Annotated in this window: 15 protein-coding genes; 10 read left to right on the forward strand and 5 right to left on the reverse strand. The window is 64.9% G+C overall.

Annotated features, from left to right (window positions below; translation table 11 throughout):
- Positions 1–62: 62 nt before the first annotated feature.
- The 4 genes from AC5Y5Z_RS00840 (at position 63) to AC5Y5Z_RS00855 (ending at position 2,778) form a co-directional block, all read left to right on the forward strand.
- Positions 63–602: an O-acetyl-ADP-ribose deacetylase gene (locus tag AC5Y5Z_RS00840; RefSeq protein ID WP_499923163.1), complete on the forward strand. Its 540-nt coding sequence runs from the start codon at positions 63–65 to the stop codon at positions 600–602.
- An 83-nt stretch (positions 603–685) separates the two neighbouring features.
- Positions 686–1,309 (forward strand): AIM24 family protein, encoded by a 624-nt coding sequence (locus tag AC5Y5Z_RS00845; protein ID WP_463824600.1) that lies wholly within the window; start codon positions 686–688, stop codon positions 1,307–1,309.
- Positions 1,310–1,318: 9 nt separating this feature from the next.
- A complete protein-coding gene (locus AC5Y5Z_RS00850; protein WP_463824599.1) occupies positions 1,319–2,017 on the forward strand; it encodes an AIM24 family protein in 699 nt (232 codons plus the stop codon).
- A complete protein-coding gene (locus tag AC5Y5Z_RS00855; RefSeq protein ID WP_463824598.1) occupies positions 2,014–2,778 on the forward strand; it encodes an AIM24 family protein in 765 nt (254 codons plus the stop codon). The genes AC5Y5Z_RS00850 and AC5Y5Z_RS00855 overlap by 4 nt, the downstream gene beginning before the upstream one ends.
- A 22-nt stretch (positions 2,779–2,800) precedes the next feature.
- On the opposite strand, the gene AC5Y5Z_RS00860 is transcribed toward AC5Y5Z_RS00855, so the two are convergent.
- The 3 genes from AC5Y5Z_RS00860 to AC5Y5Z_RS00870 are packed head-to-tail and all read right to left on the reverse strand — an operon-like array spanning position 2,801 to position 5,240.
- Positions 2,801–3,469 carry a TerD family protein gene (locus AC5Y5Z_RS00860; protein ID WP_499922864.1) on the reverse strand — a complete coding sequence of 223 codons (669 nt, stop codon included), beginning with the start codon at positions 3,467–3,469 and terminating at the stop codon, positions 2,801–2,803.
- Positions 3,470–3,500: 31 nt separating this feature from the next.
- On the reverse strand, positions 3,501–4,637 hold the full coding sequence (locus AC5Y5Z_RS00865; protein WP_499922866.1) for a DUF475 domain-containing protein: 1,137 nt from the start codon (positions 4,635–4,637) through the stop codon (positions 3,501–3,503).
- Positions 4,638–4,664: 27 nt separating this feature from the next.
- A complete protein-coding gene (locus AC5Y5Z_RS00870) occupies positions 4,665–5,240 on the reverse strand; it encodes a TerD family protein (RefSeq protein ID WP_463824595.1) in 576 nt (191 codons plus the stop codon).
- Between the two features lie 254 nt (positions 5,241–5,494).
- On the opposite strand from AC5Y5Z_RS00870, the gene AC5Y5Z_RS00875 reads away from it, so the two are divergent.
- From AC5Y5Z_RS00875 to AC5Y5Z_RS00900, 6 genes are all read left to right on the forward strand, one after another.
- Positions 5,495–6,595 carry a hypothetical protein gene (locus AC5Y5Z_RS00875; RefSeq protein WP_499922870.1) on the forward strand — a complete coding sequence of 367 codons (1,101 nt, stop codon included), beginning with the start codon at positions 5,495–5,497 and terminating at the stop codon, positions 6,593–6,595.
- A gap of 23 nt (positions 6,596–6,618) precedes the next feature.
- Complete coding sequence (locus tag AC5Y5Z_RS00880; protein WP_463824924.1) at positions 6,619–7,779, forward strand: HpcH/HpaI aldolase/citrate lyase family protein; 1,161 nt, start codon at positions 6,619–6,621, stop codon at positions 7,777–7,779.
- Positions 7,776–9,047: a phosphoribosyltransferase family protein gene (locus AC5Y5Z_RS00885; protein WP_499922872.1), complete on the forward strand. Its 1,272-nt coding sequence runs from the start codon at positions 7,776–7,778 to the stop codon at positions 9,045–9,047. The genes AC5Y5Z_RS00880 and AC5Y5Z_RS00885 overlap by 4 nt, the downstream gene beginning before the upstream one ends.
- Positions 9,044–10,153: a cysteine protease StiP family protein gene (locus AC5Y5Z_RS00890; RefSeq protein WP_499922874.1), complete on the forward strand. Its 1,110-nt coding sequence runs from the start codon at positions 9,044–9,046 to the stop codon at positions 10,151–10,153. The genes AC5Y5Z_RS00885 and AC5Y5Z_RS00890 overlap by 4 nt, the downstream gene beginning before the upstream one ends.
- Positions 10,150–10,953: an HAD family hydrolase gene (locus AC5Y5Z_RS00895; RefSeq protein ID WP_499922875.1), complete on the forward strand. Its 804-nt coding sequence runs from the start codon at positions 10,150–10,152 to the stop codon at positions 10,951–10,953. The genes AC5Y5Z_RS00890 and AC5Y5Z_RS00895 overlap by 4 nt, the downstream gene beginning before the upstream one ends.
- Positions 10,954–11,504: 551 nt before the next feature.
- On the forward strand, positions 11,505–11,816 hold the full coding sequence (locus AC5Y5Z_RS00900; protein ID WP_499922877.1) for an HNH endonuclease family protein: 312 nt from the start codon (positions 11,505–11,507) through the stop codon (positions 11,814–11,816).
- Between the two features lie 88 nt (positions 11,817–11,904).
- Here the strand turns inward: AC5Y5Z_RS00900 and AC5Y5Z_RS00905 are convergent, their stop codons facing one another.
- Entirely contained in the window at positions 11,905–13,899 is a 1,995-nt protein-coding gene (locus tag AC5Y5Z_RS00905) for a serine/threonine-protein kinase PknD (RefSeq protein WP_463824589.1), read from the reverse strand.
- 396 nt (positions 13,900–14,295) lie between these two features.
- Positions 14,296–14,718, reverse strand: a complete 423-nt coding sequence (locus AC5Y5Z_RS00910; protein ID WP_463824588.1) for a DUF6636 domain-containing protein — start codon at positions 14,716–14,718, stop codon at positions 14,296–14,298.
- Positions 14,719–14,778: the final 60 nt, after the last annotated feature.

Here is a 14,778-nt window from a genome sequence, read left to right on the forward strand (position 1 = left end):
CGCGTTGCGCCATTGGCGGCCGAGATTTACTTCAACGGCGTCGTCGAGTGAATACTCACGTGATGCCAGTCATCCGTGTCGTTCGAGGAAATATCACCGAGCAGAATGTCGATGCGATCGTCAACGCCGCGAACAACGCCATGCGTGGTGGCGGTGGAGTGGACGGTGCCATCCATCGCGCGGGGGGTCCTGAAATTCTGCGCGACTGCGTAAAGCGGTTTCCCGACGGGCTCGCCACCGGCGACGCGGGTTGGACGACGGCAGGAGACCTCCCGGCTCGGTGGGTTATTCACACGGTCGGGCCGAATTACAAAGCGGGGCAGCGTGATCGGTCCCTATTGGTGTCCTGCTACCGTCGCTGTCTCGAGGTCGCCGACGAACTCGGCGCGCGAAGCGTCGCATTCCCGCTCATCAGTGCGGGAAGTTACGGCTGGCCCGGCCGCGATGCCATCGCAGCAGCTATCGAGACGATCGCCGCCTCCGACGCGGAAGTCAACGACGTCGTCATCGTCGTACTCGGCGAGAATGCGCACGACACGGTGCTCGAGCAGCTGGCGGCGCAGACTCCGACTAGCGCGGGAAATCCTGATTCAGGCACGTAGATCAGCAATCTCGGAGCTAGCTGACCCAAGCACCCCAATCGGATAAGGTTTGCGCTGGCAAGTCAACAGGCTGGGGAGCGTACATGGCGCAGTTGTATCAGCAGCACAAAAAGGTGATCGAAGCCCATCTGAACAACACCAGCATCCGCGCATTGACCGGCGCCATGGTGGCCTACGAGGGCAACATCGCGTTCAAGAACGCCGGCTTCGGGGGCGGCTCGGGCATGCTGGCCGGGCTCAAGCAACGCGTCACCGGCGAGGCGCTGAGCCTGATGGAATGCACCGGCCAGGGCCGGGTGTTCCTGGCGGTCAACGCGCAGAACGTGACGATCATCAACCTCAACAACGAGCAGTTGCAGGTGGAGTCGCGCCAGTTGCTCGCACTGGCCGGCAACCTGCAGACCAACGTGACGTTCACCGGTCTGCGCGGAGCCTCCTCCGGCCAGGGGTTGTTCACCACCGTGGTCACCGGTCAGGGCCAGGTCGCGCTGCTCTCCGCGGGCGGCCCGCTGATTCACCTGGAGGTCAGTCCGCAATACCCCCTGGTGGTCGACCCCGACGCCTTCGTGTGCGCGAAAGGCCAGATGCAGCAGTCGTTTATCACCGACGTGTCGTGGCGGACGGCGATGGGCCAGGGCAGCGGTGAGAACTTCTCCCTGCGGTGGGACGGCCAGGGCATCGTTTCAATACAACCGGCCGAGCGCTAGGGAGCCGCAGTGGTATTCACCAAGGTCAACTCGAAGGTCGTCAAGGTCAATGTCGGCCAGGCCGGCGGCGTCGTGGCCCGCACCGGAGCAATGCTGTTCTACACCGGCGACGTCGCCTTCGCGCCGCACCAGGTTCCCGGAGCGGGGCAAATGGGCGGTATGGGCGGCATCGTCCGGCTCGCCGGGCGCATGATGCAGGGCGAACACGAGCGCACCATGATCGCGCAGGGCAGCGGCGAAGCGCATTACGGCTACGCCGGCCTTGAAGTTCACATCGTCGAGATCCAGCCAGGCCAGGTGCTGCGCGTCGAGGCCTCGCGGTTGCTGGCCAACACCGCCGGGCTGCAATCCTCGGTGGTTTCGGTGGCCAGCACCGGCGGTGGTGGCGGCGGCGGGATGATGGGCATGTTGCGTGGCGCGGCCAGTGGCGCACTGACCGGCCAGGGCTTGTGGACGACGCAGCTGTCCGGACACGGCGCCGCGGTGCTGCTGGCGCACGGCGGGGTTCTCGAACTTCAAGTGGGAGGCCCCAATCCGATAGTGGTGGATCCGCAGGCTTTCGTCGGCGTGTACGGCAACGTGCAGACCGAGTTGAAGACAGCGATGAGTTGGCGGGACGCGGTAGGACGCGGATCGGGTGAAGCGATGCAACTGAAATGCCATGGGCAGGGAACCGTTTTCGTGCAAGCGTCGGAGGAGAAGCTGTGAGCACGTTTGGCCAATCGCTGAATCCGAACACGCTGCCCAACGACGACAACATTCCGGACAACGCCTACGCGTTCTGCATCGACCTGCTCAACCCGTGGTTCATCCGTAAGGGCGCCATGATTGCCTACTACGGGCAGATGCAGTTTCGGGCACTGACCCACGGTCTACAGGGTGGGCTGATGCACATGGTCTCGCAACAGTTCTCTGCGCCACTGTATTTCGGTGATTACACGGTCGCCGAGGGTCAGGGCAAGCTCATCATCGGCGACCGCGGCTATGACATCAACTCCTATGACCTCGACGACGGCAACCTGACCATCCGCGCGGCCAATCTGCTGGCGTTCCAACCGGGTTTGTCGCTCAACCAGTCGATCGTGCCGGGCTTCGTCACCCTGATCGGCACCGGCAAGTTCCTCGCGTCCTCCAACGGTCCCGTCATGTTCGTTGAACCACCGGCGCGCGTCGACCCCGAAGCGTTGGTCGGCTGGGCGGATTGCCCGTCCCCCAGCCATCACTACGACCAGCGGTGGATCGGCAGCTTCCTCGCTGCGGGCGCGGCGCGATTCGGCATCAACTCGGGTGAGGAACGTCAGTTCGATTTCACCGGCGCCGGCACCATTCTCATCCAATCAAGTGAGAAGGTGCTCAGCGACTCAGCGGTGGTGCGCACCATCGAATCTCAGCTCTACGGACTGACCAGCGGCGGATTGCAGCGGCTCAACCAGGTGATCACCGCGCAGCTGACGCAACAGCACCACTAGCGCTCGGCGTTGGGGCGATGCCTCAGTCCTTACGGCCGGCCTGCCACTGCAGACCCCAACCGTAGGCCTGGTCGAGAAACCGCTGGCTGCCGCTGATGTATTGCACCTCGCGGTTGACGTGCAAGGCGCCCTGGGCGTAGTAGACCTGGGCGATCGCGCAGATGCGCGCCTCGTTGTTGGGCGAGTCCATCCGGACCTCGACCTGCGGCCCCGATGTCGGGTACAAGGTGACCACGCCGTCGACTGCCGCCCAGTTCGGTGCGCCCTCGTAGATCATCGCGAAAATCAAGATCCGCCGAAAGCGTTCGGGCTGTTCGAGATTGATGCGCATATTCTCCCCACCGGCCGCTGATCCGGTGCGGTCGTCGGCATCCAGGGCGATGTAGGGAGCCCGGTCCAGCGACCCGTACGAGTTCCCCAGCGCCTGGACGACACCTTTTTGTCCGGTGGACAACTCATAGAGACAACCCAGGTCGAGGTCGACGGCACCGGCGTAGCCGCCGGTGTTCCAGTTGAGGTTGACCCGCATAACGCCTTGTTGCTCACCGGCTTTGGTCAGACTGATCCGCGGGGCATCCTTGGTCAGTTTGATTTTGGACAGGTTGACTCCGCTGGGGGCCGACGGAGGTGGTGGATGCGATGGCGCCGCAGCTGGAGTTGACCGGGGCCGCTTGGTGTAATCGATTGCCATTGCCGGCCTTTCGGTGACGTTGGACGTGCCGCTATTCAATCTCGGCAGGCTGCGGTTCCGGTGTTTCCTCGGCCGCTTCGCGACGGTTGCGGACCACGCTGGTGAGGAACGCCGCGCCGATGAGCACCACGCCGATCATGCCCGTGACCACCTCGGGCAGCTCGTATTTGGGGTTCACCGACACCAACAAGATCACCGCCAGGGCGCCGATCGCCCAGTGCGCGCCGTGTTCGAGGTAGACGTACTCCGACAGCGTTCCCTTGCGCACCAGGAAAATGGTGATCGAACGAACGAACATCGCCCCGATGAAGCCCAGGCCCAGCGCGATCAGGATGGGGTCGGCGGTAATCGCGAAGGCACCGATCACTCCGTCGAACGAGAACGACGCATCGAGTACTTCCAGGTAGAGGAACAAGAAGAAACCCGCTTTGCCCGACGCCTTGGCGAGGTCGGAGGGCCCGACCCGGGCCGGCTCGTCGGATTCGTCCCCGTCCCCGTCCCCGTCCTCGTCGACCTCGAACATGGACCCGAGACCGTCAATGACGATGTAGGTGATCAGGCCCAACAATCCCGACAACAACACCGTGGCGCGTTTGTCGGGTTCCGCAGCGAACTGTGACGCCAGCAGGATCGACCCTGCGGCCACCGCGACCGCCAGCTGGTCGAGCTTGCCGGCTTTACCCAGCGGCCGCTCCAGCCACGACAACCAGGTGATCTCGCGTTCGCTGAAGATGAAATTCAGGAACAGCAGCAGCAGGAACGCTCCGCCGAACGCGGCGATCTGGGGGTGCGCGTGGTGCAGTGCGGTCTCGTAGCTAGGAGTGCCGTCAGCAAACGTCTCGGCGTGGTTGGGCGGCGGATTGAGCGCTCGGTCGATAGCCTCGCGCGGCCCCATGTGAGCGGTGATCCACACCACCAGCAGTGGAAAGACCAACCGCATACCGAACACGGCGATCAGGATTCCGATAGTGATGAAGATCCGCTGCCAGAATTCGTTCATCCGGCGCAGCACGGTCGCGTTGATGACCGCGTTGTCGAACGACAGCGACACCTCAAGGACGCCCAGGATGGCGCACAGGATCAACGCATGAACACCGCCGTAAAACCAGGCGACGATGAGCGAAATGATCGTGACCAGAAATGACGGCCAGAAGATCCGCAATGCCATACCAGCCCCCCTACCAGGCCGGACGCCCTAGACGTTGACGCCGTAGTCGCGAGCGATGCCGGCGAGGCCGGATGCGTAGCCCTGCCCGATGGCGCGGAACTTCCACTCGGCGCCGTGACGGTAGAGCTCGCCGAAGACCATGGCCGTCTCGGTGGAGGCGTCTTCGGAGAGGTCGTAACGGGCCAGCTCGCTGCCGTTGTTGCGGTCGATGACGCGGATGTAGGCGTTCTGGACCTGCCCGAAGCTCTGGCTGCGAGCGTCAGCGTCGTAGATCGACACCGGGAAGAAGATGTTGGTGATGTTCGGCGGGGTGGCCGCCAGGTCGACGTTGATGACCTCGTCATCGCCTTCGCCCTCACCGGTGAGGTTGTCGCCGGTGTGCTCGATGGTGCCTTCCGGTGAACGCAGGTTGTTGAAGAACACGAAGTGCTGGTCGGAAAGCACCTTCTTGTTCTCGCCGGTGGCGATGGCGCTGGCATCGAGGTCGAAGTCGGTGCCCGTGGTGGTCCGAACGTCCCAGCCCAAGCCGACCGCAACCGCCGTCAGATTCGGCGCCTGCTTCGTCAACGAGACATTGCCGCCTTTGCTCAGACTGACACCCATCGAACACCCCTCCAGATGATTCAAAGAACTTTGTCGGACTAGATACCTGCAAACACCAGTCGTTGCCAACCGTAGTACACCAGCGCTGAGTAAAGCGACGGCTATCGGTAGGGATTCTTGAGCCCCGCTAAGATCGGACTGTGCGCGGGCGGTGGTTCAGACGGTCTCGCGAGCCCGGCGACAACGCGCACCTCGGTCCGGCGCAAGCGGCTCTGACAGCATCGTTTCTGGACCTGGAAAACCGCCGGAACGTGGTGGAATCCCTGTTTGAGGCCGCCGCGGCGGTCGAGCCGCAGCCCTCCCTCGAACCGCAGTTCGACGCCGTCCGCGCGGCGTGTTACGACGCTACCGCTGCCTACCTGTCCGCAACCGGATCGGACAGCGACGGGCTTGGCGCCTCCCGGAAGCCGTACCAGCTGACCGGGGCTACCGAACGGGCGCAGCAACTTATCGATTCGGCGCGGCACGGCTTGGATCAGTTCCATGAACGACACCGCGCGACGATGGACGCGGTGGCCGCTCGCGGCGTTGCTGCGCAAGCCGAGGCTGCTGCGGCGACCACCGAAGCCGATGGTGTCGCGCAGCGGTTGGCGCAGACCGCGCCTGCATTACGGGCCTACCCGTCCGTGCACCGCGCGGGTGAGGAATTGACCGCGGCATACGACAACCTGCAGTCGGTCCGTGCGCAGCGCAACGTGGCGTCGCTGGCCGGTGCCAGCCGCCGACTCAGGGCCGCCGTCCGGGCGGTTTCCGAGGCTCTCGACGCGGCGCCCCAGCTCGACGAACGGGCACAACAGACGGTCGCCTCGTTGCGCACCCGGCTGGATGCGTTGCGCAACCGGGTGGACAGTGTCGACGCCAACCGGTCAGCGCTGCTGCGGGAATTTCACGCCAACAGTTCGAAGGATCTGCTCGACAACGGCCCGGCGAGTCAGAAGCATCTCGAACGCGCCGACGAACTGCTGGCGCGCGCCGTCGCCGTTCAGCGCGAGCGCCAACCGGAAGCGGTGCTGGACCTGGCAACCCAGGCGCGCGCCGAGCTGTCCGCAGCCGAAGAACGCATCGATGCCGTCGCCGACCGGCTTGTCATGCTCCGCGAGCTGCGCAAGGATCCGGCTAGCAAAGAAAAAGAGGTGCGTTTCCGGCTGCGTGACGCCCAACGGTTAGCGGTCGACCGCGGCGCCGCCAAGGAATGGGGTACGGCGTTGGACGCCCAGGCCACCCGCATCGACCTGCTGGTCGAGGGTCTTGGTGTCCCGCACCCGGACTACTGGGGCTATTACCGCGGGATGGAGGACGTATCGAAGTTCATCACCACGATCGTCAACCGGATCCGGCAGGGAGCGGCGAAGTGAGGCACCCGTCGTCGGCGACGGCGATTCGACATTTCCACCATCTGGCGCCAGCCGAACAGGAACGGCTGTTCATCCGCCCTCCGGAGGTGCTGGCCGTCGACGGCGACCGTGAGCTGCTTGCCGTCGGGTTGGGAGCCACCCTGTACATCCCCGCTGACCGGGCCGAACTCGCGGCGACCGTCGCCAGGCGTGCCGCCGAGGGGGTGTGCTCGATGGTCTTCGACCTCGAGGACGCCGTCGACGAAGGTGCGGCAAGTGGTGCACTGAGCAACGTCGTCGGCGTCCTTGATGAGCTTGCCGTGACCGCAGATGCGACGCAGGCAATGCTTTTCGTGCGGGTCCGTAGCGTGGAATGCATTTCCCGCATCGCAGAGGCATTGGCCGACGGACGGGATGTGTTGACCGGATTCGTGATCCCGAAGTTCTGCGCGGCAACTGGCGAGCGGTTTCTGCAAGAGATCACCAACGCCGGCCGAACCCTCGGCAGACACCTGTATGGCATGCCGGTATTGGAGTCGGCGGAGTTGGCTTTCCGCGAAACCCGCAGCGGTGAGTTGACGGCTATAGCCGAGGTCCTTGCCGGGCACCGGGATTCAGTGTTGGCTCTGCGCATCGGTGCGACCGACATGTGCGGGCTGTTCGGGATCAGGCGCGATCGCGACCTCACGATTTATGACGTGCGGGTGATCGCGGACGCGATCAGTGACATCGTGAACTACTTCGGTCGTGCGGACGGTACCGGATACGTGATCACCGGTCCGGTATGGGAGTACTTCGCCGATCACGAGCGATTGTTCCGGCCGATGCTGCGGACGACGCCGTTTGCTGAGCACGACGCGGTGCGGTTCCGTGATCAGTTGGTGAGCCGCGACTTTGATGCCCTGCTGCGCGAATTGAGCCTCGACCGAGCCAACGGCCTGCACGGCAAGACCGTCATCCACCCCTCGCATGTGCCTGCTGTGCACGCACTGGCCGTGGTGACTCACGAGGAATACCGCGACGCCCTGGACGTTGCCGAGGCCGAGGTGAGTGGAGTGCGCCGCTCGGAATACCGGAACAAGATGAATGAGCCACGGCCGCACCGTATTTGGGCCGACCAAGTGCTACGTCGTGCTCGCGTCTTTGGTGTCACGCGGCAGGGCGTGTCCTTCGTCGACCTGCTCACGGTGCTTGCTGGACGATGACCCGATCGCACTGGGCAACAAGCTCTTTCGGTTTCGCGGTCCTGGACAGCGATGGGACCGATCCGGTCTCGGTGACTGATCTGGTGTTGCCCGGACTGCGCCGCAACCCACGCCGTGCCCACTTGCTGGTCTCGACCGTGCTGGGTAAGCACATCGCTGCGTCGCCGGCCTCGGTGATCGGGGCGGGGCACCGGCTCGGCGACCGCATCCGCGATGGCATCGACGGTGAACTCGACGTGCTCGGAATGGCGGAAACCGCGACAGGATTGGGGCATTGTGTCGCCGATCGCGTCGACGCCGCCGTCTATATCCACACGACCCGGCGACCCGCGGCGCCGGAGCTGATCTATGCCGGGTTCCAGGAGGGGCACTCCCACGCCACGGATCACACGCTGCAACCCAGCACCGGCGACCTGCTCGAACAGCGACGGACCTTGGTCATCGTGGACGACGAAATCTCCACCGGTAGCACGGCGTTGGCCGCCATCTGCGCTCTGCAGCGTCGAGCACCCCGATCGCGTTACGTGGTGGCCTCCCTGGTGGATGTCCGCGAGCCGCACCACGAACACGCGGTGCAGCGCACCGCCGCGGAACTCGGTGTGCAGATTGATCACGTGAGCCTCGCCAGAGGGCGGGTCACTCTGCCGGACAGCATGGTTGACGACGTGAATGCGTTGCCGTCGCCAACGCTCAATGCCGCGTTCGGTGCTCGCGCCGGCTCCGCCCGCCGGATCGAGGTGGCCTGGCCCGACTCGATCCCGGAAGGAGGCCGACACTGCTTCACCCGGGCGGACCGCCCGGCGCTGGACCGTGCCTTGGAGCATGCGGTGGCCCAGGTGGCTGACGGGTTGGACGCCGGTCGCCCGGTGTTGGTGGTGGGTCACGAGGAGTTCATGTACCTGCCGCTGCGGGTGGCAGAGGGGCTCGCGGGTGCGGGGCTTGCCGTGCGCTACCAGTCCAGTACGCGGTCGCCGGCCTACGTGCGCGATGTGCCGGGCTATCCGCTGCGCCGCGGGTACCAATTCAGTGCGTGTGAGCCAGGCGACGACGCGCCCCGGTTCCTCTACAACGGGTGGGCTCCCGAGGAATCGGGTGGTGAAACCCAGCTGGTCCTGATGGTGGACTCTGGCGCCGACACGCTGCGCCTCAACGAATCTGGCGGCATCGTCGATGTCTTGACCACAGCAGGCTACGACATGCTGGTGGCAGCGGTGCACGGACCGGACGTGGCCGGACTGGCCGTCGCGCGTTGCGGTGCGCACTCGTGAAGCCGCTGCGCGGGCCGGCTTTCGGGTCCTACACCGCCGAAGAGGTGAGCTGGCTGCTCACCGACCTGTCCGAGGTTGCGCTGGAGGCGGACACCCTCGAACGGGAGCGGGAGATCCAAAGCGGCCGCGCGCATTACGCCGAATCCCTGCCCATCGAGTACCAGCCCGACCACGACTACCGCGAGCTGTTCACCACCGTCTTGGCGGAGAGCGCGAGACGGCTTGCCGTCGCCGTCGGCGTGGTCACTGAGTTGGTACTGGCCGAGCGCGGCCGTGACGTGGTCCTCGTATCGCTGGCCCGGGCCGGCACGCCGATCGGAATCCTCATGCGGCGCTGGGTGCTGCGCCGGCACGCCAATGCCGTTCCGCACTATGCAATTTCGATCGTCCGGGATCGGGGGATCGACACGGTGGCATTGGATTACCTTGCCGCTCAACATGCTCCGGAGATGGTCGTGTTCGTCGACGGTTGGACTGGGAAAGGTGTCATCACCCGCGAACTCAGCGCCGCCTTGGCGGAGTATCACCGGGTGACCGGCATCAGGTTCAACGATGACCTGGCCGTGCTGGCCGACCCCGGGCACTGTGTGCGCACCTACGGAACTCGTGACGATTTTCTGATCGCATCGGCCTGCCTGAATTCGACCGTCTCGGGTCTGGTCTCCCGTACCGTGCTCAACCCCCACCTGCTGGCCCCGGGGGAGTTTCACGGCGCCAAGTTCTATCGTGAGCTGGCCGCCGACGATCAGTCCGCGACCTTCCTCGACGCAGTGTCGGTGCACTTCGAGGACGTCGCCGAGGACGTCCGGCAGGGCGTGGCAGCGGTCCGCGGCAGCGACCGGGCGCCGACCTGGTCGGGGTGGGCGACAGTCGAGCGGATACAGCGCGAATACGGCATCGCCACCACCAACTTCGTCAAGCCTGGCATTGGCGAGACGACGCGCGTCCTGCTCCGGCGGGTGCCGTGGCGAATTGTGCTGCGCGACAACGACGATCCTGCCCATCGCCATATCCGGATGCTGGCGCAGGCCCGCAATGTGCCGACCGTGCACGATCCCGACCTGGCCTTTGCGTGCGTCGGGCTGATCAAGGACATCACCGCATGACGGCGCTGATCGCCTGCGACCTGGACCGCACCCTGATCTACTCGCAGCGCCACTTCGGTGCTGAAGACCGCACCTGTGTGGAGATTTACAACGAATCGCCGGTGTCTTTCATGACTACCGAGGCGGAGGCCGGGCTGCGGGCGCTGGCCGCTCGGGTGACGGTGCTGCCCGCCACCACCCGCACCGTTGTCCAATACCAGCGAATAAAACTGCCGGGCGGCCCTTTTCGTTATGCGGTGACGAGCAACGGTGGCAAGATCCTGGTTGATTCGGTGGCCGACGCCGATTGGAGCAAGAAGATGGCCGCCCGGATCAGCGGCGGCGGGCCGCCGTTGACGGACATCGTCGCCGCGTTGAAGGCACGCATCAGCGATGACTGGGTGCTCAATTTGCGCGTGGCCGAGAATCTCTTCTGCTACCTCGTGGTCGACGAGGCCTCGATGCCGGCCAATTTTTTGGACGACTGGGCGGGTTGGTGCGGGGACCGCGGCTGGACGGTGTCCCGGCAGGGCCGCAAGATCTATGCGGTGCCCGAGAGCTTGCGCAAGTCGCATGCTGTCGCGGAAGTACGCCGACGCCTGGTCGATGAAGGTGCGTTACCGGAAACGGCGCCGGTGCTGGCCGCCGGTGACGGTGCACTGGACGCCGACTTGCTGAGCTACGCTGACAAGTCCATTCGCCCCGCGCATGGCGAATTGCATGTACTCCACTGGCAGTCACCGCGCACGGTGGTGACCGCCTCCAGCGGCGCCCGCGCGGCCGCCGAGATACTGACCTGGCTGGCTCGGCAGGCGCGCTGACCCGGTGTGACCAGCGGTTCGGTGCGATACGCGGCGGCTCCGTCAGACGGGCTCCACCACGCGACACCGGCTGCGCCGCACTGTCGGTGGCCCGCGGTAGAACTGCGATATGTCACAGTGTGCGGGGACCGGGTGAAGCGGCGGAGGGTCGCCGAGGCGTTGGTGATCATCGGGGTCTTGCTGGCCGTAGTGGTCGGCTGCGCGTCGCCGGTCACTCAACCCAGAGCGGTGCCGCCGAATCCCGTGGCGGCGCCTTCGCCCACCACGTCCAGCGCTACCCTCGCCCCGGGCATTTCTCAACACATCGCTCAGTTGTTGAGCTCGGCCGTCGTCATCCCGCGGCTCGCGAACGTCCCGGGATATGAACGAAGTTGCAAGGCGGGCAAGGGTTGTGTGTTCGGGCCGGCGTGGGCCGATACCGAACACACCGGATGCGATACCCGTAATCGGGTGTTGGGGGCGCAGTTGACCGACGTTGTGTTCAAACCCGGGACCAGGAATTGCAAGGTAACCGCCGGAATCCTCCAGGACCCGTTTCCGGCGCGACCCTCGTGTTCGGCGCCCCCGCCCGCGACGCCATCGAGATTGACCATGTGTTCGCGTTGAAACGGGCGTGGGATGCCGGCGCGGCGCAGTGGTCCGCTGCGCGGCGCCTCGAATTTGCCAACGACACCGCAAACCTGCTCGCGGTGTCGGCGGCGGAAAACGGGCGCAAGTCCGACTCCGGCCCGGACGAGTGGCTGCCAACCAATCGCCAGTTCACGTGCCGGTTCATTGAGATCTACCTCGGCGTCGCGGTCAAGTATCAACTCGCCGTCACTGCAACGGATAAGTCTGTCGCTGAAAGTAATTGCCCGCCATGACTGTTCGGGTTCAGTGCGAATGCGCCCGCAGTCGCGTGGTAAAGATCGCCAAATAGCGACTGCTGCATGACCGCTGTCGCAAGTATTACTACTTCGGCTTCAGTGCCACGATCTGGCTGTTGTGTCCTCCGACATAGACGGTGCCGTTCCTGTCGACCGCCAAACCCCACGGATTGTCGAGTCCGGTGAAGCGCAGCTCGACTTGTTCTGAGGATCCTGGGGGCAATTTGAGGGTTCGATTGTGCCCGGCGTCGTTGACGTAGACCGCGCCCTGACCGTCCAGCGTTACGCCGCCGGGTTTCTTCAGGTTTTCGAAGCCCACCTCTTGCTGGTCCTTGCCGGGAGCCAACATCAGCACCCGATTGTTTCCCCCGTCAGCGACGTACACCGTTCCACCGCTGCTGACCACCAAACCGGTCGGACTGTTCAACCCGGAAAAAGGCACTTCTTCTTGCACGATCGACCCGTCGCGCAGCATCACCACCCGGTTGCGCGCGGTGTCGGTGACATAGACGGTGCGGCTGCCGTCCACCGAGAGGCCGGTCGGGTCTTGCAAGTCGGTGAAATGCAGCTCCTCTTGTTTCTGTGATCCGGCGCGGAGCACCAGCACGCGCCGGTTGCGGGCGTCGTTGACGTAGACCGAGCCGCCGGGGTCGGCGGTCACCCCGGTCGGATAGTTGAGGCCCTCGAAGGGCAGCGGGTGCGGCGCGTCCGCGCCCGCGAACAGCGCCAGAATCCGGTTGTGCGGGCTATCGGCGACGTAGACCGTGCCGGCCGCGTCGACCGACAGCCCCTGCGGTTCGCTCAGCCCGCGAAACGGCAGCGTGATCTGGTGAAACTCTTCGGTGGCGGGACCCGAACTACCGAAGGCGACAACCCCGGTCAGGATCGCTGCCACCGTGACCAGGACCGCCGCTGCGACGGCCTTGCGCCGCCACCACGGCTTCGACGGTTGCGGCGGTGTGGTGGCCGGCCGTGCGGCAACCGGCGCAGGGGTGGGAGGTGGAGTTTGCGCCGGTCGCGCCATGGTGGGCGGGCCAGGGTCATGCTGGGGCAGCGGGGTCCGCGGGCCAGGGTCCTGCTGTGGTGGCGGGGTTCGCGGAGGCGGCATCCGCGGGGGCGGCGGCGGCGGGGGCTGCGGTGGCGGGAATCGAGGCGGACGCGGGTCCGGGCGCGCGCCGAAATGGTCGTGGATCGGGACCGCCGGCCGCATCAGCGTGGGTTCCGCTTGTGGCGGTGCGACCAGCGCATCGTTGGCGGCTTTGGCCAACTCCACCGCGGTGTCGTACCGGTCGTCGGGGTGTTTGGCCATGCCTTTGGCGATGACGACGTCCAACGCCCCCGGCAACCCGGGATTGGTGCTGGTGGGCCGCGGCGGCGGCGCAGTGAGGTGACTGGTGACCTGTTGCTGCAGGGTGGTGCCCGGAAAAGGGTGTTGCGCCGTCAGGCATTCATAGAGCACACACGACAACGAGTAGACATCCGAACGGGCGTCGACGGTTGACGTGCTGAAGCGCTCCGGGGCCATGTAATGCCACGTTCCGACAAAGTCTCCCGCCTTGGTCAACGCCAGATCGCCTGCCGCGCGGGCGATTCCGAAATCGATCAGATATGCGAAATCATCGGGGTCGAGCAGGATGTTGGACGGCTTGACATCGCGGTGCAGCAACCCGTCGCGGTGGGCGGCGTTGAGGGCTTTGGCGACCTGGTTGATGATGCCGACAGCGCGCGCGGGCGCCATGGGCCCGGTGTTGAGTTCGGCCTGCAGGTCGCGCCCCTCGATCAAACGCATGTCGACGAACAATCGACCGTTGATTTCCCCGTAGGTGTGAATGGGAATCAGATGGGGATTGTTCAGCCGTGCGGTCGAGTGCGCTTCGCGTCGAAAGCGTTGCTGGAAAATCGCGTCGTTGGAGATCTCGGCGGGCAGGATTTTAAGCGCGACGACTCGTTCGGTGGCGGAGTCGTACGCCCGCCACACCTCGCCCATGCCGCCACGGCCCAGCAACTCGATGAGCTGGTATTTCCCGAACGACGTGCCCTCCAACAAGCCCTCCATCAATTTTGCCAGCAACCCAGCCAAACCATAATGCTCCTTTTCCATGGTCGACCGCTAGGCTGCCCCTGTTTAGCTGCATCAAGTCCGGGCCGGGTGGCGCGCGCTCATCACCCCTTGATCCTCCGGGTCCGCCAATAAGGTTGATTCACAACACAGCTCGTGAATCGGACCCGAAGATGATGCGAGGCAACGTCATCGCTCACCCGTGCGCTGAGCGCGCAACCGGGATCGGTAAGCGCACCGGTTCGGTCCCCGCAGACCGTGCACGGAGCTCATCGTGCCCATAGTGCTGGACGTCGCCGCTGTCCTTTGGACGTCGAGAGCGACCTCGGCCGTTCCCGTAATTCCCGGACCGACCCGGAGCAACACCTGCGCGAGGCGCTTGACAGCTGAAATTTGCTGAGCGCCAATGGGAATGGGCTACCCGAGTTCGAAGGAGTCCCGCGACACTCGGAAGAAGTGCTTGCTGGCGGTGTCGGTGCAGCGCACCCCCGACTGCTCGCTGAGGCACGTCAATGTCCCGGCGCTGATGGTTTTGCCGTAGTCGAGAGTCGGTTCACCCGGCACTTCTGTGGTGTCACCGTGACAGGTGACCGCTCCGGGTTTGCCCGGCGACAACGTGAATCGGTTGCCCCACTTGATGTGTTGGGCGCACTCGGGGGGTGGCGGCGGAGTGAAGGTGTAGTCGCTGATGTCACACTGGACCAGCGTGCTGTCCAGAATGCAGGTGATGTTGCCGGACGGGGATTTGAAGTTCTTCGAGTCCGCGTGTGCAGTGGCCGGTAGGGCGAGCGCCGTCACCGCCGACACCGTTGCAATGGAACCGAGCATCACGATCCGCATTTTTCAGAGCTTAGCCCCCGCGGTTCACAGCTGCGACGGTTCAGGTGAGGGGCGTGAGCA

The sequence above is a fragment of the Mycobacterium sp. NGS29 genome, from assembly GCF_059812965.1.